This is a genomic window from Janthinobacterium sp. SUN206 (assembly GCF_030587305.1).
GTDB lineage: Bacteria > Pseudomonadota > Gammaproteobacteria > Burkholderiales > Burkholderiaceae_D > Janthinobacterium > Janthinobacterium kumbetense.
Map to the genome: position 1 here is coordinate 222315 of NZ_JAPWIB010000003.1, position 19479 is coordinate 241793.

A 19479-nucleotide genomic window follows, 5' to 3' on the forward strand; every position below is an offset into this window, starting at 1 on the left:
GCTCCATCATGCGGCCAGGCCCTGGGGCCGGTACGTTTTGCTGTCCCAGATCTGCAGGTTGGCGCTGGTTGAGCCAAGGCGGCCATCCTCGAATTTCACCTGGGTCTCGATGTATTGCGTTGCCTTGCCCTCATACAGGGCGGAAATGAGCACCGCGTACTTTTCGGCGATGAATTTGCGGCGTACCTTGCGCGTGCGCGTCAGCTCGTCGTCGTCCGGGTCGAGTTCCTTGTGCAGCACGAGGAAGCGGTGCACCTGCGTGCGGTCCATCAGCGGGTCGGCTGCCAGTTCCGCGTTGACTTGCTCGATGCAGTCGCGGATCAGGCCATAGGTCTCGGCGCGCGCCGCCAGGTCGGTGTAGCCCGAGTAGGCGATGCCGCGCCGTTCGGACCAGTTGCCCACCGCTTCGATGTCGATGTTGATGAAGGCGCACACCTGGTCGCGCGCATGGCCGAAGGCCACCACTTCCTTGATGAAGGGGAAGAACTTGAGCTTGTTTTCGATGTAGTTGGGCGCGAACATGGCGCCGCAATTCATCTTGCCGACGTCGGCCGCGCGGTCGATGATTTTCAGGTGGCCTTCGCCGTCGAACACGCCCGCGTCGCCCGTATGGAAATAGCCGTCGTCGTCGATCACTTCGGCGGTGGCGTCGGGCCGCTTGAAGTAGCCGCTCATGGTGGCGGGCGACTTCACCAGCACTTCGCCATTGGCCGCCAGCTTGACTTCCACGCCCGGCGCCGGCAAGCCGACGCTGTCGAACTTGATATTGCCGTCCGGCTGCAGGCACACATAGGCGCAGGTTTCGGTGGAACCGTACAATTGCTTGAGGTTGACGCCGATGGAGCGGTAGAAGCGGAACAGGTCGGGGCCGATAGCGGCACCGGCCGTGTAGGCGACGCGCACGCGCGACAGTCCCAGTACGTTTTTCAGCGGGCCGTAGACGAGCAGCTCGCCCAGCTTGTAGCTGAGGCGGTCCGCCAGCGAGACTGGCTTGCCATCCAAAATCTGCGCGCCGCAGCGCTTGGCCACGTCCATGAAATGGCTGAACATGTGGCGCTTGATGCTGCTGGCGTCTTCCATGCGTATCATCACGCTGGTGAGCATGTTCTCGAACACGCGCGGCGGCGCAAAGTAGCAGGTGGGGCCGATTTCGCGCATGTCGATCATCACCGTGTCGCCCGATTCGGGGCAGTTGACGGTGAAGCCGGCCACCATGGCTTGCGCCAGCGAGAACAGGCAGTCGCCGACCCACGCCATGGGCAGGTAGGACAGGATGTCTTCCTCGTCGGTGAGCTGGTCGAAGGCGACGCCGCCAACGCCTGCGGCCAGCAGCGCCGTGTGGCTCTGGCACACGCCCTTCGGCTTGCCCGTGGTGCCCGAGGTGTACAGGATCACGGCGGAGTCGCTGCCCTGGCCCGCTGCCACGGCGGCGTCGAAAAAGCCCGGATGTTCGCGGTCGTACGCGCGGCCCAGCGTCTGCAGTGCGGCAAACGACATCAGTTCCGGCTGGCGGTAATGGCGCATGCCCCGTTCATCGTCATAGGCGATGTGGGCGACGTGCGGATACAGGGCCTTGAGTTCGAGCAGCTTGTCGACCTGCTCCTGGTCTTCGACGATGGCGTAGCGGATCTCCGCATCCTGCAGCACATAGGCCATGTCGGCGGCCGGCGCGTCCTGGTACAGTGGCACGGGCACGCCGCCGAGGCTTTGCGCAGCCAGCATGGCCCAGTACAGGCGGGGACGGTTGTCGCCGATGATGGCCAGGTTCATACCGCGCTGGAAGCCGATGGCGGCCAGGCCGCAGGCCAGCGCGCGCACCTCGTCGTTGACCTCGCGCCAGGTCCAGGTTTGCCAGATGCCCAGGTGTTTTTCGCGAAAGGCGGGCTTGTCGGATCGTACTGTCCCGTGTTGCAATAAGCGCCGCGGAAAAGTCGGCATTGTTGCTGTGGTATTCGTTTGCACCAGTGTCTCCCTGTTGCTTGTCTCAGGCCCCACCTCGTTGGATGGCGCTCTGTGTTTTTTATGTGTAAGGCGTTTGTGCAATGATAGTAGCTTGCGTTAGTTTGCCAAGTTGTCTTTTCGGGGACATTTACCCACTTTTCGATGGTGCATCGCACAATGACCTACCCTGATATCAGTCTCAAGGATGCCGTGCGCGCGGCCAACTGGGCACAGCTGCTCGATCCCGTGCAAATGGCCCGGGTCGAGGCGGATGTGTTCGAGACTTTCGTGCCGAAAGGCGGCTTTGTCTGCCGCAAGGGCGAGCCGGTGGACAACTGGATCGGCGTCATCAGCGGCATGGTCAAGATGAATAATTTTTCCGCCTCCGGCAAGGCCATGACCTTCATCGGCGTGCCGCCCGGCAGCTGGTTCGGCGAAGGTTCATTGCTGAAGAATGAAATCCGCAAATACGACACCATGGCCCTGCGCGATACGCGCGTGGCGCGCCTGCCAGGCGCCACCTTCCACTGGCTGCTGGAAACGAGTTTGCCGTTTACGCGCTTCCTGCTGATGCAGCTCAACGAGCGCCTGGGGCAGTTCATCGGCATGGTGGAAAACGAACGCTTGCTGGACCTGAATACGCGCGTGGCGCGCTGCCTGGCGTCGATGTTCAACTCGCATTTGTACCCCGGCGTGGAGACGCTGGTGCAGCTGTCGCAGGAGGAAATCGGCCTGCTGTCGGGCTCTTCGCGCCAGCGCGCCAACCAGGCCTTGCAGGTGCTGGAAAAGAAAGGCTTGCTGCGCCTCGATTACGGCGGCATCCGCGTGCTGGACCTGGAAGGCTTGCGCCGCTACGAGGCCGATGATGCCATCTGAGACCACGCGTGCCGTAGCCCTGCGCGTACGCCTCGATGGCGGCTTTGTCGACCATGCGCGATTCACGGGGCCGCCCGTCGATTTCAACGACTGGACACCGGAAGAACTGGGCGCCATCTGGGGGGCGTTGCATCGCGCGGCGCGCTTCGGCCATGACGATACGGCGCGGCGCGAGCTGGCGACGGCGCTATTGGCACAAGCGACCAGCATGAACCTGGCGCCGGCGCTGGCAGGCGCCATGTTCCTCGATGCGCTGGACGCGGCCGGCGATTACAACCGGGAATGGGAGTATGTCATCGGCTGCCTGGCTTGCCTGCAGGGCGAGGCACCGGCAGGCACGGCGGGGCAGGCGCGGCGCATTCTCGGCAAAACCTCGGGCTGGGCCGAGTGCCCCTACCAGGCCTACCTGCTGGCGCGCCTTGCTGGCGGCGACGCCCCTGCGCAATTTGCGCAGGCAATGGAGGAGCGTCACGCCCTTTATCCGATGCCATTGACCTTGCATGAATTGGAATTGCTGCCGCAGCTGGAGCAAGCGTCCCTGCTGGCGCTGGCCGGCTCGCGCTACAGCGGCCACTGGAGCCGCGACAGTATCGGCGAGGCGGATCCCGCTGCCGTGCTGGCCGACGATGCGGCGTATGTCGAATTTGCGCGCACGATACTGGAACAGGCGGCACGCCATATCGCCGCCATTCATGACGGCGGCGTGCCGTATGCTGCCGATGCCGCCTTTGCCACGGCAGACTCTCAGGTGCTGGCGCGCGCCGCGCGGGTCGCCGCCTATCGCGATGACGCATGGTTCAGGCCCGTGATCAGCGTCTTGCTGCCCTTGGTATGCGTCGCACCCGGCACGGCCAAGAGCGCGCCGTCGCAATCGTTGGCGATGGCGCTGGGCCATGCGGTGGAAACCATCCCCACGCCGGAAAGCTTGCTGGCCCTGCGCACGGCGCTGGCGCAGGTGCGCCATGCGGGCATCCGCAAGAAGCTGGAACGCAATCTGAAACCGGCCGAACGGGCGCTGGCCGAACGGCCCGATATCGCCTGGAGGATCGGCATGCCCGGTCCCATGGGCAAACGGCGCCAGGCCATGCTGGCGCGCCGCCTGGAAGCGGGCTATGCCAGCGACGTGCGTCTGGGGCTGGATCAATGGCGCGCCTTGCGCGACGATGCCGATATCGATACGGTGGCGCGCGCGCTGGTGTGGCGCACGGGCGACGGCCAGGCTTTCATGCTCGATGGCGAGGGTGCCATCAATGCATGGGGGCAGCCGGCGGATGTGCCGCTACAGGGAGAAGGCGAGATCGGCCTGTGGCATCCCCTGCACGGCAGCGGAGAGCAGCGCGCCGCCTGGCAGGCGCTGGTTACACAGCAGCGCGTGCGCCAGCCGCTGCGCCAGGTGTATCGTGAAATATATGCACCGCCCGGCGACGGCAGCGCCCCATTTTCCGGTTACCAGCTGTCGCTGCCTGCCTTGCTGGGACTGGCCCGCCGCGAAGGCTGGCGGCTGGACGACGATGAAGGCTTGTCGCGCGGGTTCGGCACCTGGCGCGTATTGCTGCGCCTCGAGGGACGTGTCTATCCAGGCGCGGGCGGCGCCTGCACGTCTAACGGGCTGGCGCCCGCGCAGATGCTGCCGCTGGCGCCTGTGGCCTATTCGGAAGCGTGCCGCGCGGTGGATCTGCTGGTCAGCGCCAGCGCGTTGGCGCTGGTGGAAGACGAGCAAAGCGTGCAGCGCGAAGAGCGCTTGTCTTACCTGGCCAACTTGCCCCCGGGGCCGATGGCGGGCATGCGGCGCACCGTGCTGCGTCAAGTGTTTGCGCAGCAGATCGAAGCAGGGCGCATGGCGCTCGAGCCCCGTCACCTGATGGTGGGCAGGCACGCCATCCACCTGACCACGGGCAGGGTCACGCTGGACGGCGCCGAGGTGGCGACCGAGGTGCTCGCGAAGGGGAACAAGCTGGGTGCCGTGCCGTGGCTGCCTTACGACGAGGCGCTGCTGGAAAAAATCGCCGCTACCGCCGGGGTGCTGCTGGCGCTGCACTGAGTGCAGCCCGGCTGCTAATCGCGGTATCATAGGCACTTCCCAGCACCGCTCCATTTTCGCACCCATGCAGACACCTGACCAAGCCACTCCCGCCTCCCGTTTGTCGCAACTGCGCAGCGCCATGCGCGCGCAACACATCGACGCCTGCATCGTGCCCTCGGCCGACCCGCATTTGTCCGAGTACTTGCCGGCCCGCTGGCAGGGCCGTGAGTGGCTGTCGGGCTTTACGGGGTCGGTCGGCACCCTGGTCGTGACGCAGGAGTTTGCCGGCGTATGGACCGATGGCCGCTACTGGGAACAGGCGGAAGACGAACTGGCCGGCAGCGGCATCGTCCTGAAGAAAATCCCGTCCGGCGCCAGCGTGCTGTATATCGACTGGCTGGGCGAAACCATGCGGCCGGGGCAGACGGTGGCCGTCGATGGCGCCGTACTGGGCCTGGCCAATGCGCGCCTGCTGCAGCAGGCGTTGGGCGCGCAAGTCACCCTGCGCACGGACACCGACGTGCTGCTAGCCGTGTGGCCGGATCGCCCGGCCATGCCCGCCGCCCCCGTGGTTGAACATGCGGCCGCGTATCCCTCGCTGTCGCGCGCGCAAAAACTGGCGGCCCTGCGCGCCGGCATGGCGGCCCACGGCGCCAGCCACCACGTGATTTCCACCCTCGACGACATCGCGTATCTGTTCAACCTGCGCGGCGCCGACGTCAACTACAACCCCGTCTTCCTCGCGCATGCGCTGGTGGGACCCGAGCGCGCCACCCTGTTCGTCGCCGATGGCAAGGTGCCGGCGGCCCTGCGCGCCACGCTGGAGAGCGAGGGCGTGGACGTGGCAGCCTATGACCGCACGGCTGCCGCACTGGCCGCCTTGCCGGCCGGCGCCACCTTGCTGCTCGACCCGCGCCGCATCACGTTCGGCACGCGCCAGGCCGTGGCCGATGGCGTGCAGGTGGTCGAATCCATCAACCCGACCACCCTGGCCAAGTCGCGCAAGACGGATGGCGAAGCGGCGCACGTGCGCGCCGCCATGGAGCAGGATGGCGCCGCCCTGTGCGAGTTTTTCAGCTGGCTGGATCGCACCCTGGCCGACCCGCAGCGCGCGCCGTTGACGGAAATCGGCGTCGACGAGCACCTGACGGCTGCCCGCGCCCGCCGCGCCGGTTTTGTCAGCCCCAGTTTCGGCACCATCGCCGGCTTCAATGCGCATGGTGCCATCATGCATTACCACGCCCATGCGGATTCGGCCGCCACCATCGAAGGCGATGGCTTGTTGCTGATCGACTCGGGCGGCCAGTATTGGGGCGGCACCACGGATATCACCCGCGTGGTCCCCGTCGGCGCGATCACGGCCGAGCACAGGCGCGATTTCACCCTGGTCTTGCGCAGCATGATCGCGCTGTCGCGCGCGCAATTCCCGCGCGGCGTGAAGTCGCCCATGCTCGATTCCATCGCCCGCGCGCCCCTGTGGGCCGAAGGCATCGACTTTGGCCACGGCACGGGCCACGGCGTGGGCTTCTTCCTCAACGTCCACGAAGGGCCGCAATCGATTTCGCAGTCCGCCATGCCGGAGCCGCAGACGGCCATGGAACCGGGCATGATCACTTCCGTCGAGCCGGGCATCTACCGTCCCGGCCAGTGGGGCATCCGCATCGAGAACCTGGTGCTGAACGTTCCCGCGGGGACGACGCCCTTCGGCGAATTCCTGCGCTTCGAAACCTTGACCCTGTGCCCGATCGACACGCGCTGCGTGGAACGTTCGCTGCTGCGCGATGACGAAGCGGCCTGGCTGAACGACTACCACGCCACCGTGCGCGCGCGGCTGGCGCCGCACCTGGCCGCGCCGGCCGATGCGCCTGCGCTGGCGTGGCTGGAACAGCGCACGGGAGCCATCTGATGCGCTCGACCCGCGCCACGTCCGCCATCGAGCGGCTCAAGGAACGCACCGGGCACCGCCTGTACACGATGGCGCGCACGGGCGATGAACTGTTCTTCCTCACGGAAGGCCCGGGCTTGCCGCCCCTGTGCCCGCCGCTGGAACTGGACGCCTTTGTCGCCTTCGTCAATGGCCTGGGACCGCAAAAGGCGCGCCGCGTTAGCAAGCTCGACGTGGCGTTTGAAAAGCAGCTGACGAAAAAGCCCCAGGACTAAATGCCGACCATCGACTTCCTGCGCGCCTACTGGTCGCCGGCCGAGCTGGCGACGAATGGCGTGATCCTGCTGAACCTGCTCGGCGCACTGCTGCTGGGCTTGCTGGTGGGGTATGAGCGCTCGTATCACGGGCGCGCGGCCGGCATGCGCACCTACAGCCTCGTGTGCATGGCCTCGGCCGCGCTGACGGTGCTGGGCGGCTATCCGGAGTTCTGGTACGGCGGCCATGGCGCCATCGTCGGCAGCGATCCCACGCGCGTCATCCAGGGCATCGTCACGGGCGTGGGTTTCCTCGGCGCCGGCGTGATCATGCGCGAGGGCTTCAATATCAGCGGTCTGACGACGGCTGCCTCGATCTGGGCTTCGTCCGTGATCGGCATCATGGTCGGCATCGGCTTTTATCTGTCGGCCATGGGCCTGGCCTTTCTGTGTGCGATGGCGATGATTTTCCTGTCAAAACTGGAGAACTGGCTGCCGTCGCGCCACGCGGTGGCCATCACCATGCGCTTCAAGCGCGATTTCATTCCGCGCGAAGATGCGCTGCGGCGCATGGCGGCCAAGCGCGGCTACGACATCGCCGGCGGCTCGCTGACCATCGGCAGCACGGACGGCATGCAGGAATGGCGTTTTGTTGCCATCGCGCATGGCAAGAACACGGGCGCCAGCCTGTCGGCCATGTCGGCCGAACTGGCCGCCTTCGAAGGCATCGCCGGCTTCCAGCTGTCGCATGCCCGCAACTGATACGGATGCCGAGAGGATGGACATGGATGCACAGGCTCAAGAGGTACTCGATTTCTGGTTTCTGCCGCCGGATAACCCCGACTACGGCCAGTCGCGCGTGGAATGGTTCCGCAAGGATGACGGCTTCGATGCGCAGATACGCGCGCGTTTCGGCGCGCTGATCGATGCCGCCATCGAGGGCGGCTTGCGCGCGTGGGATACCACGCCGCACGGCGCGCTGGCGCGCCTGATCGTACTCGATCAATTCACGCGCAATGTGCATCGAGGCACGCCGCGCGCCTTTGCCGGCGACGCCCGGGCGCTGGCCCTGGCCGTCGCCTTGACGGACGCGGGGCAGGACCGCCAGCTGCCGCCGATGTTGCGCGCTTTTGCCTACCTGCCGTTCGAACACGCGGAAGACCTGGCCATGCAGGCGCGCGCCGTCGAGCTGTTCCAGCTGCTGTCGCAGGCGCAGCCCGGCTTTGACGGTATGCTCGATTACGCCGAGCGCCACCAGGAAGTGATCGCCCGCTTTGGCCGCTTCCCGCACCGCAACGCCATCCTCGGCCGCGCCTCCACGCCGCAAGAGCTGGAATTTTTGCGCCAGCCGGGATCGAGCTTCTAGAAAACCGCCATGAACGTTACCCTCAATATCATCGGCGCCGGCCACGTGGGCCGTGTGCTGGGCCGTTTGTTCGCCCGCGTGGATGGCACGCAGGGCGGAGCAATCCTGGTGCAGGACGTGCTGACGCGCTCGATGGCGTCGGCGCAGGCGGCCGTCGATTTCATCGGCGCCGGCACTCCCGTCGCCAGCTATGCGGCCTTGCGGCGCGCCGACGTCACCATGCTGGCCGTCTCCGACGACCAGATCGGCCCGGCCTGCGCGGCGCTGGTGGCCGAGGGACGCCAGGCGGGCGCCATCGTGTTCCACTGCAGCGGCGCGCTGGCCTCGAACGTGCTGCTGGCCGCCACGCAGGCGGGCGCGTTTGTCGCCAGCGCGCACCCGATCCGCAGCTTTGCCGACCCGCAGCAGGTGGCCGCCACCTTTGACGGCACGTTTTGCGGCGTTGAAGGCGATCCGCTGGCGCTGGCCTTCCTCACGCCCGCCTTGAACGCCATCGGCGCGCGTCCTGTGCCCATCGACCCGGCCGCCAAGACCCTGTATCACGCCGCCGCCGTCTTCGCCAGCAATTACCTGGTGACGGTGCTCGACGCCGCCTTGCGCGCCTACCAGGCGGCCGGCATTCCCGAGCTCGTGGCGCGCGAACTGGCGCAGCCCCTGGTGACGGAAGCAGTGGCGAACGTGTTCCGCCTGGGCGCCGCGCCCGCGCTGTCCGGCCCCATCGCGCGCGGCGACTCTGCCACCGTGCAACGCCAGCAGCTGGCCGTGCAAAGCTGGGATGCCGCCACGGGCGAGTTGTACCGGGCGCTGGTGGCGCCGACGCAGGATTTGGCCAGGCGCAAGCGCGGGGGATGACTCAGGCGGCGTGCACGCCGTTGCGGCCGTGATGCTTGGCCTGATACAAGGCGCTGTCGGCGCGCGAGAAGAAGGCCGATTCGCTTTCCTCTGGCTGGTACTCGGTCACGCCCAGGCTGATCGTCACGGGCAGTTGCGGCGCGGGCAGGCCGAAATCGTGGCGTTCGACGGCGGCGCGCAGGTTTTCCGCCACTTCCGCCGCTTGCGCCAGGCTGCAATTGTTCAGCAGTACCAGGTATTCCTCGCCGCCCCAGCGCGTGATGACGTCGCTTTCGCGCACGGTGGCGCGCGCCACGTCGGCCACGCCACGGATCACCTTGTCGCCCCACAGGTGGCCGTGGGTATCGTTGACGCGCTTGAAGAAGTCGATGTCGAAGAGGATGGCGGACATCGGTTGTTCGTTGCGTTTGGACAAGAGCATGGCGCGCTGGAACAGCAATTCCAGCGATTGGCGGTTCAATAGCCCCGTCAGCGCATCCGTCGAGGCGATGCGTTCGATGCGGCGCTGGTAGCGGTTCACCGTCAGCAGGGTCAATACCAGCACCAGCAGGGTGACGCCAAAGCTGATGGCCAGGTTGAAGATGAAGACGCGCTGCAGCGACTGGACTTCGTCGCTGACATTCTGCTCGACCACCAGGTACCAGCCCAGTTCGGGAATGAAGCGCGAGTTGACGAGGATTTGCGCGCGCCTCAGCTGGTACGACAGGTGCGTCGGTTCGCTCTGATGGTTGATGATTTGCTCGGCAATGGCGTTCACGCCGGGCAGGCTGCGGATATTGCCGTGCCCGTTGCGCATGGTCTTGCCCGCCAGCACCAGGGCGCCGGCGCCGTCGACAAAATAGATGTTGCGGTGGAAGCGCGCCTGGTAGCGGTCGATGATGTGGCTCATGGTGGCCAGGGTCAGGCCGATGCCGGTGGCGCCGATGAACTGGCCGTCGTAGTCGTAGACGCGGTGGTTGATGAAGATGGTCATGCTGTCGCGGTTGGCCATGTCCACGTCGACATTCGTTTCATAGTCGGTGGTGTCCATGGCGCGCACGCGGTAGTACCAGATGTCGCGCGTGGCTTGCGGGCTGACGGATTTCAGGGTGCCTTCCGCATAGTAATATTTGCTGCTCTTGTCCGAGACGAGAAAGCTGGTGATGGCGCCGTATTTTTTCTTGACCTCGGCCAGGTAGCGCACGATCTGTTCCGGCTTGTTTTCGCCGGCGAGTATCCAGTCGCGCACGAAGGTGTCGTGCGCCATCAGCGAGGAAATGAAGACGGGACGCAGCATGTCCTTCTGGATTTCGGAATAGATATTGTCGCCCGTCAATGGCAAGGTCTGGTCGGCGATGCCGTGCTCGATGGCTTGGCGCGAAGCCAGGTAGCTGGCCAGGCTGGTGGCCATGAAGCCCGCCCCCAGGATCAGGGTCAGGAGTATGAGCAGGCGGTACTTGATCGACAGAAGACGCATGGAGACGAGGGGTGGCCGGCGGGAAGGCAATCGTGACGCAAGCCAAAAGTATGCAGCAGGCTGGGTATTGGCGCAATGATAACTGGCTTTATTGACAATTTACATTGGCGAACGCAACAAGATAACCACGACTTACCAAATAAAAGTGCCGATTTGTCGACAAAGATGCAAATTAGCAATAAGATTTGACGAGGGGAATCATTGCGCACCGCCCCTGTCTTGCCGCCCGTTTCAGGCGCGGGACATTACGCGCAGGGAGTGTTGTATGTTATTTTTAAAGAGTACGTCCGTCAGCAAGGCCCCCGGCATCTACGAGGTCGACATCGCCGCGAAACCACCGGGCAAGACCTTCGGCATTTTTCTCGCCACCGATCCCGACCATCCACCGCATGCCTTGCTGGGACAATTGAAGGCGCTCGGCTTCGAGAACACCTATAGTTCGCCCTACCTGCACAAGGATGCGGGCAAGGTGCTGGACCTGCATTTCCAGAAGGATGGCACGGACATCTTCAAGGGCTGGAAAACCGAGGAATGCACGCACAACCTGGCGGCCATCACGGCGCTGTTCGAGGAACACGGCATCACCATCTCGCCGCGCGTCATGTCGATGGCGGAAGCCTACGCCTAAACGCCTATCAAAACCTACTGCGCGTCGGTATAGGCGGCCTGCGATGCTCACTGTGCATTCGCACAGCTCCGCTTCTCAGCCACCTCTCCCTTCCGCTCGCTACGGTTTTGTTTGGCGTTGTTTTAAGTAGCGTCAACCCGCCTCCACGCCAATGTGATACAGCGCCCACGGGCAGCTGGCGAACCGTTCGGCCAGGGGCAGGGCCGCCACGGCGGCGATGCGGTCCGCATCGTGGATCGCCCATAGCGGCCCCAGGCCGCCCAGCGCCATCGCCTGCCCGTCCAGGTGGGTGGCGACGATAAAACGCTGCGCGCGCGCCTGCGCCATGGTCAGCGCCGCCGCATAGCCATCCACGGCCCGCAGCAGCAGCCGCACGGCATCGTCCTCGGGCGCGCCGGCCGCCTTCAATACGTCGACCAGCAGCGGCCCGCGCAGGGCATGCGCCTTGCCATCGTATTCCAGGGTGGGGTGGATGGTGCGCGCCGGCAAGTTCGCCAGCGCCGCAAAGTCGAAGGCCCGCGCCCGCTCAAAACTGATCTTTTGCTTGTGCATCATCTGGTCGCGCACGGCGTCGAACGGACCCCGGTTCGGCTTGTCGATGCTGCCCGTGATGGTCAGCAGAGCAGGACCGCGCAGGCCGGCGGGCGCCGCCCGGGCGATGGCGGGCAGGGCCGCGGCGGCCATGCCGGCGGCGAGAAACTGGCGTTTGTGCATGCACTTCTCCTCTGACTGAAAATCGCTAATGTTCTTAAGTCTATCTTAAGTTCGCTCAACAGTGCGCATTTTACGGTTATTGTCAGTTTGCAATGTCAGCTTACATCTTGTCACAGTTCTTACGGAATGGAGAAAGACGTAGTTTTTTTCGGCTGTTATTGTGTAGTCATCGCACTTCGCTGAACTGCGAATCCAGGCACCATTCACTAATTGAGAGAGAGAACATGATGAAGAAGAAAATCCTGTTTGCAATGATCGCATCCGTTACCGCACTGACCGGCATGAGCGCCGCCCACGCCGAAGGCGCGTATGTGGGTGCCGGCGTCACGGGCAACCGTTATAACTTCGATATTCCTGGCGCCACCAGCGCCGATAATCACAGCGGCTACAAGGCTGGCGCCAAGATCTTCGCCGGTTACGATTTCGATAAAACCTGGGCAATCGAAGGCGGCTACGCCGATTTCGGCAGCAAGGATTACAGCTATGTCACCGGCGCCGGCAACGGTTCCGTGAAAAGCGATTCGCATGGCTACTACCTGGCCGGCAAGGCCACCATGCCCGTGACCGACAAGGTCGGCGTGTTCGGCAAGCTGGGCGTGGCCAAGGTCAAGAACAGCTTGAGCGGCACCGGCCTGTCGACCGGCATCAGCGGCAACGACAAGACGGGCGTGTACGCTTCCGTCGGCGCCCAGTACGCAATCAACGAGAAAGTCTCGCTGACGGCGGAAGTGGAACACTTCGGCAAGAGCGCCGACCAGGGCCGCAAGGCAACCGGCCTCGCTTTAGGCGCACGCTACAACTTCTAATTTTCCGGAAGTTCGCTGAAAAAAAAGGCAGTTACCGCGAGGTAACTGCCTTTTTGCGTTGCCGGACCGAAATTACGTGGTCAAGGGCTTGTAGCGGATACGTTTCGGTTTCGCGCCTTCTTCGCCCAGGCGTTTCTTCTTGTCGGCTTCGTATTCTTGATAGTTGCCGTCAAAGAAGGTGACCTGCGAGTTGCCTTCGAAAGCCAGGATGTGCGTGGCGATACGGTCGAGGAACCAGCGGTCATGGGAAATGACCATGACGCTGCCGGCAAATTCCAGCAGGGCGTCTTCCAGCGCGCGCAAGGTTTCCACGTCCAGATCGTTCGACGGTTCATCGAGCAGCAGGACGTTGCCGCCCATCAACAGGGTTTTCGCCAGGTGCAGACGGCCGCGTTCACCGCCGGACAGGTTGCCCACTTGCTTTTGCTGGTCCGAGCCCTTGAAGTTGAAGCGGCCCAGGTAGGCGCGCGACGGCATTTCGAAGCGGCCCACCGTCAGCATGTCGGCGCCGCCGGACACGTCTTCAAAGACGGACTTGTTGTCGGCCAGCGAATCGCGGTTCTGGTCGACGATGGAGACGCGCGCCGTCTGGCCGATGGCCACTTCGCCGCTGTCCGGTGTTTCCTTGCCGGTGATCATCTTGAACAGGGTCGATTTACCGGCGCCGTTGGGGCCGATGATGCCGACGATGGCGCCTGGCGGCACGGTAAAGCTCAGGTTATCGATCAGCAGGCGGTCGCCGAACGCTTTCGACACGTTCTTGAACTCGATGACTTCATTGCCCAGGCGTTCGGCCACGGGAATGAAGATCTCCTGCGTTTCGTTGCGCTTCTGGTATTCGTGCTCGGACAGCTCGTTGAAGCGGGCCAGGCGGGCTTTCGACTTGGCCTGGCGCGCTTTCGGGTTTTGGCGCGACCATTCCAATTCCTTTTGCAGCGCCTTCTGGCGCGCCGATTCCGTCGCTTCTTCCTGCTTCAGGCGGGCTTGCTTCTGGTCCAGCCAGGTCGAGTAGTTACCCTTCCATGGAATGCCGTGGCCGCGGTCCAGCTCCAGGATCCATTCGGCTGCGTTGTCGAGGAAGTAGCGGTCATGGGTGATGGCCACCACAGTGCCGGGGAAGCGCAGCAGGAATTGTTCCAGCCAGTCGACCGATTCCGCATCCAGATGGTTGGTCGGCTCGTCGAGCAGCAGCATGTCGGGTTTCGACAGCAGCAGCTTGCACAGCGCCACGCGGCGCTTTTCACCGCCGGACAGCACGCCGATGGTGGCGTCCCATGGCGGCAGGCGCAGCGCGTCGGCGGCCATTTCCAGCTGCAAATTCAGATTGCCGCCGTCGGAGGTCGAAATGATCGCTTCCAGGCGTGCCTGTTCCGTGGCCAGGGCGTCGAAATCGGCGTCTTCCTCGGCATACGCGGCGTACACGGCTTCCAGCTTGGCTTGCGCTTCAAACACTTCGCCCAGGCCCGACTCGACTTCCTGGCGCACGGTTTTGGCCGGGTCCAGCTGCGGTTCCTGCGGCAGGTAGCCGATGTTCAGGCCCGGCATCGGCACGGCTTCGCCCTGGATGTCGGTGTCGATGCCTGCCATGATTTTCAGCAGGGTCGATTTGCCGGAGCCGTTCAGGCCCAGCACGCCGATCTTCGCGCCTGGGAAGAAGGACAGGGAAATATCTTTCAGAATCTGGCGCTTGGGCGGGACGATTTTGCCCACGCGATTCATGGTGTAGACGTAATTTGCCATTAGAAATCTCGGGTGATATACAAAGACGGACAGGATACGGTAAACGCCCGCTTCCGGCCAGCGCTGCGCGCTGCGGAAACGGACGCCAGGGGCAGGACTAGGCGGCGGCGCGCGCCTTGCGGGCCGTCCACAGCCCTTCGGCCGCATACAGGGCCAGCGCCGTCCAGATGACGAGGAAGCCCAGCATGCGCTCGGGCGTGAACGATTCGTGGAAGACCCACACGCCGATCAAGAGCTGGCCCGTGGGGGCGATGTATTGCAATAGCCCCAGCACGGCCAGCGGCAGGCGGCGCGCGCCGGCGGCAAACAGCAGCAGGGGAATGGCCGTGATGGGGCCGGACGCCAGCAGCAGCGCGCGCGTGGCGGTGGAATCCGTGTTGACGAAGCCGCTCTGGCCATGCCACGCCAGCCACAGCATGTAGGCCAGCGCCAGGGGGAACAGAATCAGTGTTTCGAACGACAAGCCTTCCAGCGCGCCCAGCGCGGCCGTCTTGCGCAGCAAGCCATAGCCGCCGAAGGTGGCCGCCAGCAGCAGGGCGATCCACGGCACCTGTCCCGCCTGCCAAGTGAGCCAGGCCACGCCGCAGGCGGCCAGGCCGATGGCCAGCCATTGCAGGCGGCGCAGGCGCTCGTGCAGCAGCAAAAAGCCCAGCATGACATTGATCAGGGGCGTGATGAAGTAGCCGAGGCTGGCGTCGACCACGTGGCCGTTGTTGACGGCCCAGATATAGATGAACCAGTTGGCGGACAGCAAAAATGCGCTGGCGACGAAGCTGGCCACGACCTTGGGCTGCGCTTTCAGGCTGCCCAGCCAGCTCCACTGCCGGCGCACGGTCAGCACGATTCCCAGGAACAACAGCGACCAGACCATGCGGTGCGCCAGGATTTCCTGCGGCGCGATCTCGCCGATGGCGTGGAAGTACAGGGGGAACAGGCCCCAGCACAGGAAGGCGAGGGAGGCGTAGAGCATGCCTGGATTCATGATGGGCTTCGCTGGAGAGTAGACAGTCTGTCATTATGGCTGAAAACATCGGGGGCTGCCCGGCGCCGCTGGCGAGGCGTAGAATGGCAACAAATCAATGGCCGCATGTCCGCGCAGCAAGGCGGAGCGGCACAAAACCACGACCTTGGGGCAGCTGCGGAACCATGCAAAAATACTCTTGCTATTTGCTAATACCTATCATATTGTGCGATGCAACAAAACAAAAACGGGTGCAACCTTGACGTCGGAACATAAAAAAAGCGGCCTTGCCGGCTTGACGCTGGCGGCCGTCGGCATCGTTTACGGCGATATCGGCACCAGTCCGCTGTACACCCTGAAGACCGTCTTCGACCCGGCCCACGGCCTGCTGCTCTCGCACGAGAATCTGCTGGGCATCGTCTCGCTGATTTTCTGGGGCCTGACCCTGATCGTCTCGCTCAAGTACGTGACCCTGGTGTTGCGCGCCGACAACCGCGGCGAGGGCGGCATCATGGCCCTGATGGCGCTGGTGCTGTCATCCGTCAGCCGCCTGTCGCGCTGGCATTTCCCGCTGATGGTGATCGGCGTCTTCGGCGCCACCCTGTTCTATGGCGACAGCGTGATCACGCCGGCCATTTCCGTGCTGTCGGCGATCGAAGGCCTGGAAGTGGCCACGCCCGCCTTCAGTCCGTACGTGGTGCCGCTGACGATCGCCGTGCTGGTGGGCCTGTATTCGGTGCAGTCGCACGGCACGGCCGGCATCGGCCGCTATTTTGCTCCCGTCATGGTGCTGTGGTTTGCCGCGCTGGCCGGCATGGGCGTGGTCAACATCATCAAGTCGCCGGCCATCCTGGCCGCGCTCAATCCCCTGCACGCAGCCACTTTCCTGATGAATAACGGTTTCGTCGCCTTCGTTGCCCTGGGCGCCGTGGTGCTGGCGCTGACGGGCGCCGAGGCGCTGTACGCCGACATGGGTCACTTCGGCAAGAAGCCGATCCGCCTGGCCTGGTTCCTGATCGCCTTTCCCGCGCTGGCGCTGAACTACCTGGGCCAGGGCGGCTTGCTGCTGGCGCATCCCGAAGCCGTCTCGAATCCGTTTTACCAGCAACTGGGCGCGTGGAGCGTTTATCCGCTGGTGATCCTGTCGACCATGGCCACCGTGATCGCCTCGCAGGCGACCATTTCCGGCACCTTCTCGATGACCAAGCAAGCGATCGCGCTGGGCTTCCTGCCGCGCATGCGCGTGCGCCACACGTCGGAAAGCGAAATCGGGCAGATCTACATCCCCGCCGTGAACTGGCTGCAACTGGCCGTGGTGCTGCTGGCCGTCATCGGCTTCGGTTCCTCGGAAAACCTGGCCGCCGCCTACGGCATCGCCGTGACGGCCACCATGCTGTCGACGACGATCCTGACCTTCTTCGTCATCCGCTACCGCTGGAAGATGAACCTGGCCCTGTGCTGGGCCGCCACGGGCTTTTTCCTGATCATCGACGTCAACCTGGTGTCGGCGACTGCCCTGAAACTGTTCCACGGCGGCTGGTTCCCGTTGCTGCTGGGCTCGATTTTGTTCATCGTCATGCTGACCTGGAAGCGGGGCCGCCAGCTGGTGTTCCAGAACCTGGAAAAGCATGCGATTCCGCTCGACGATTTCCTTTCGTCGCTGTTCATCGCGCCGCCGCTGCGCGTACCCGGCACGGCCATCTTCCTGCGCGGCGAAACGGATGGCGTGCCGCACGCGCTGCTGCATAACTTGCTGCACAACAAGGTGTTGCATGAACGGGTAATCTTCCTCACCGTCTTCATGCATGAAGAGCCGTGGGTGGCGCCATCGGAGCGCGTGCGCGTGGTGGACCTGGGCCACCAGTGCTACCAGGTCAACGTGCATTACGGCTTCAAGGATGAACCGGACATTCCGGCCGCGCTGGCGCAGTGCGCCCAGCAGGGACTGGACTTCGAGATGATGGAAACGTCATTCTTCATCGCGCGCCAGACCATCATCTCGACGCCGGGCGCCGGCATGATGCCGTGGCGCGAGCACCTGTTCGTCACCATGTCGCGCAATGCGCGCACGGCGGCCGACTACTATCAGATTCCGAGCAACCGGGTGATCGAACTGGGTACGCAGGTAGAAATATAGATATTGTGTCAACGTTGCAGCGAGGCACATTTATTGCCGTGCTTACGTCTGCTTACAAATGGGCTACGCGAGTCCTGTTAAACTCCAGCCCGTACCGGTCCGCACCGTACGGGCTTAGCCACACACCAATATTTAAAGGGAAACCATGAAATCGGTATTTCAAATGATCGCCACCCTCGCTTGCGCCGTGGCCCTGACCGCTTGCGGCGCTGCTGCCAATACCGAGAAGCCGGTCGTGCTTGACCCGAATACGCAAGTGAAGGAACTCCTCTTTCCCGACCTGGTGAAAGGCACCGGCACGGCGGCCGCGGCGGGCGATACCTTGACGGTGGCCTATACGGGCTGGCTGTATGACGCGAGCAAGCCGGACGGCAAAGGCGTGCAATTCGAAACGTCGCCCCCTCTCCAGCCTTTTACGTTTGTCCTCGGCATCGGCAAAATGATCCTGGGCTGGGATCGCGGCCTGGTCGGCATGCAGGTAGGCGGCACGCGCCGCCTGCTCATTCCGTATGACCTCGGCTATGGCGTGAGCGGCACCCGCGACAGGGTCACGAATGCGGTGGTGATCCCGCCTTACGCCGGCCTGGTGTTCGACATCACGCTGCAAAAAGTGGAAAAAAAGTAAGCACGCGCAAGGTGCACGGACAAAGGGCGACTCCATGGAGTCGCCCTTGTTGTTTTTGCGGCGGATTCAGGCGGGCGCCAGTTCCTGGAAGTAATACGTGGCGCCGCCCAGATTGGCCGGTGCGTCATATTGCAGCACTTGCGTGCGGCGCAGCGCCACCGGTGCGCTGAAGGCGGGGCCGTCGTAGACGAAGGTGTGGAATTCGCCGTTTTCGCCGCAGGCGTCGACGCCGGGCGGCAGGTCGGCCAGGAAGGCGGCGTCGAACTCGCGCCCGCAAAATTCGCGCGGCAGGTACTGGCCATTGATGCAGACGACGATGGCCTTGAAGCCGGCGGCGAGGAACTCATCGACCAGCGCGCGCCGATCCTCGCCCCACAGGGGCAAATGGGCCGTCAGGCCGGCGCTGGCGCAGACTTTTTCTTCCCAGTCGCGGTGCGGCTGCAAGTCGATGTCGCCGAAGATGGCGTGTTCTATGCCTGCGTCTTTCGCCGCGCGCAGCATGGCGATGAATTGCTCCTCGTAGCTGGCCCAGCTGGCGTGATAGCGCTGCAGGCGCGCGCCCAGGCTGGCTGCCTGCGCTGCGAGCAATTCCGGCGGCACCCCGTGCGAGCGCGACTTGCGGCCGTCTTCATCCATGGCCGTGATCAGCAGCGGCACGCTCGTGCCGGCGTTGCGCGCGCGCCACAGGGCCAGGCAGGAATCCTTGCCGCCGCTCCAGGAAATCAGGGCCGTCGTCATGCCGCCGCGCCCGGCTGCACGGCGCGCAGCATGTCGACGTGCTCGATACCGTCTTCATCGTAGGGCGCGCTGACGGTGACAAAGCCGAAGGACTGGTAGAAGCGCTCCAGGTAGTGCTGCGCGCCGATGCGGATGGCGTGGCCCGGGTGCTGGCGTTCGGCGCGCGCGATGCCCTCAAGCAATAGCTGCTTGCCGGCGCCCGTTGTGCGCGCCTCGGGCGCCGTCAGCACGCGGCCCAGCGACATTTCCACATACTTGGCGCCCGGCGCCAGCACGCGCAGGTAGGCGGCCAGCCGGCGTTCGCCGTCGACCGTTTGCCAACCCAGCAAATGCATGGCTTGCTGGTCATGGCCATCGAGGTCCGGGTAAATGCACTGCTGTTCGATGACGAACACGCGCTGGCGCAAGGCCAGCACCTGATACAAATCGTGGGGGCCGAGTTCGTCGAACGTGTTCCATTGCCAGCTGATCATGGGT

18 protein-coding genes are annotated in these 19479 nt (G+C 64.2%); 11 read left to right on the forward strand and 7 right to left on the reverse strand.

Annotated elements, in window-relative coordinates; genetic code table 11:
- Window positions 1–6: 6 nt before the first annotated feature.
- Window positions 7–1938, reverse strand: a complete 1932-nt coding sequence (locus tag O3300_RS17945; protein ID WP_305053711.1) for an AMP-binding protein — start codon at window positions 1936–1938, stop codon at window positions 7–9.
- 180 nt (window positions 1939–2118) lie between these two features.
- On the opposite strand from O3300_RS17945, the gene O3300_RS17950 reads away from it, so the two are divergent.
- The 7 genes from O3300_RS17950 (at window position 2119) to O3300_RS17980 (ending at window position 9197) form a co-directional block, all read left to right on the forward strand.
- Window positions 2119–2817 (forward strand): Crp/Fnr family transcriptional regulator, encoded by a 699-nt coding sequence (locus tag O3300_RS17950; RefSeq protein ID WP_099665901.1) that lies wholly within the window; start codon window positions 2119–2121, stop codon window positions 2815–2817.
- Window positions 2804–4858 carry a DUF4132 domain-containing protein gene (locus O3300_RS17955; protein WP_305053712.1) on the forward strand — a complete coding sequence of 685 codons (2055 nt, stop codon included), beginning with the start codon at window positions 2804–2806 and terminating at the stop codon, window positions 4856–4858. Before O3300_RS17950 ends, O3300_RS17955 begins: the two co-directional genes overlap by 14 nt.
- 64 nt (window positions 4859–4922) lie before the next feature.
- Window positions 4923–6746, forward strand: a complete 1824-nt coding sequence (locus O3300_RS17960; RefSeq protein ID WP_305053713.1) for an aminopeptidase P family protein — start codon at window positions 4923–4925, stop codon at window positions 6744–6746.
- A complete protein-coding gene (locus tag O3300_RS17965; protein ID WP_077398459.1) occupies window positions 6746–7000 on the forward strand; it encodes a hypothetical protein in 255 nt (84 codons plus the stop codon). Before O3300_RS17960 ends, O3300_RS17965 begins: the two co-directional genes overlap by 1 nt.
- Window positions 7001–7741, forward strand: coding sequence for an MgtC/SapB family protein (locus O3300_RS17970; protein WP_099665898.1), 741 nt, complete (start codon window positions 7001–7003; stop codon window positions 7739–7741).
- A gap of 16 nt (window positions 7742–7757) precedes the next feature.
- Entirely contained in the window at window positions 7758–8345 is a 588-nt protein-coding gene (locus O3300_RS17975; protein ID WP_305053969.1) for a DUF924 family protein, read from the forward strand.
- A 9-nt stretch (window positions 8346–8354) separates the two neighbouring features.
- A complete protein-coding gene (locus O3300_RS17980) occupies window positions 8355–9197 on the forward strand; it encodes a Rossmann-like and DUF2520 domain-containing protein (RefSeq protein WP_305053714.1) in 843 nt (280 codons plus the stop codon).
- A gap of 1 nt (window position 9198) precedes the next feature.
- Here the strand turns inward: O3300_RS17980 and O3300_RS17985 are convergent, their stop codons facing one another.
- Complete coding sequence (locus O3300_RS17985; RefSeq protein WP_305053715.1) at window positions 9199–10653, reverse strand: sensor domain-containing diguanylate cyclase; 1455 nt, start codon at window positions 10651–10653, stop codon at window positions 9199–9201.
- A 265-nt stretch (window positions 10654–10918) separates the two neighbouring features.
- Between O3300_RS17985 and O3300_RS17990 the strand changes: the two genes are divergently transcribed.
- Window positions 10919–11281 (forward strand): hypothetical protein, encoded by a 363-nt coding sequence (locus tag O3300_RS17990; protein WP_251349529.1) that lies wholly within the window; start codon window positions 10919–10921, stop codon window positions 11279–11281.
- Window positions 11282–11413: 132 nt separating this feature from the next.
- Here the strand turns inward: O3300_RS17990 and O3300_RS17995 are convergent, their stop codons facing one another.
- A complete protein-coding gene (locus tag O3300_RS17995) occupies window positions 11414–11995 on the reverse strand; it encodes a molybdopterin-dependent oxidoreductase (protein ID WP_305053716.1) in 582 nt (193 codons plus the stop codon).
- 224 nt (window positions 11996–12219) lie between these two features.
- Between O3300_RS17995 and O3300_RS18000 the strand changes: the two genes are divergently transcribed.
- Window positions 12220–12801, forward strand: coding sequence for a porin family protein (locus tag O3300_RS18000; protein WP_099665893.1), 582 nt, complete (start codon window positions 12220–12222; stop codon window positions 12799–12801).
- 72 nt (window positions 12802–12873) lie between these two features.
- Here O3300_RS18000 and ettA read toward each other — a convergent pair whose 3' ends face one another.
- Window positions 12874–14541 carry an energy-dependent translational throttle protein EttA gene (gene ettA / locus O3300_RS18005; protein WP_034752850.1) on the reverse strand — a complete coding sequence of 556 codons (1668 nt, stop codon included), beginning with the start codon at window positions 14539–14541 and terminating at the stop codon, window positions 12874–12876.
- A 97-nt stretch (window positions 14542–14638) separates the two neighbouring features.
- A complete protein-coding gene (gene rarD, locus O3300_RS18010; protein ID WP_305053717.1) occupies window positions 14639–15523 on the reverse strand; it encodes an EamA family transporter RarD in 885 nt (294 codons plus the stop codon).
- Between the two features lie 238 nt (window positions 15524–15761).
- On the opposite strand from rarD, the gene O3300_RS18015 reads away from it, so the two are divergent.
- Both O3300_RS18015 and O3300_RS18020 read left to right on the forward strand, forming a co-directional pair.
- The gene (locus tag O3300_RS18015) at window positions 15762–17639 is read left to right on the forward strand and encodes a potassium transporter Kup (protein ID WP_077398475.1); all 1878 of its coding nucleotides are present in this window, start codon (window positions 15762–15764) and stop codon (window positions 17637–17639) included.
- 145 nt (window positions 17640–17784) lie between these two features.
- The gene (locus O3300_RS18020; RefSeq protein ID WP_257218787.1) at window positions 17785–18264 is read left to right on the forward strand and encodes an FKBP-type peptidyl-prolyl cis-trans isomerase; all 480 of its coding nucleotides are present in this window, start codon (window positions 17785–17787) and stop codon (window positions 18262–18264) included.
- A gap of 66 nt (window positions 18265–18330) precedes the next feature.
- Here the strand turns inward: O3300_RS18020 and O3300_RS18025 are convergent, their stop codons facing one another.
- Window positions 18331–19002 carry a diphthine--ammonia ligase gene (locus O3300_RS18025; RefSeq protein ID WP_305053718.1) on the reverse strand — a complete coding sequence of 224 codons (672 nt, stop codon included), beginning with the start codon at window positions 19000–19002 and terminating at the stop codon, window positions 18331–18333.
- On the reverse strand, window positions 18999–19475 hold the full coding sequence (locus tag O3300_RS18030) for a GNAT family N-acetyltransferase (protein ID WP_251349524.1): 477 nt from the start codon (window positions 19473–19475) through the stop codon (window positions 18999–19001). Before O3300_RS18030 ends, O3300_RS18025 begins: the two co-directional genes overlap by 4 nt.
- Window positions 19476–19479: the final 4 nt, after the last annotated feature.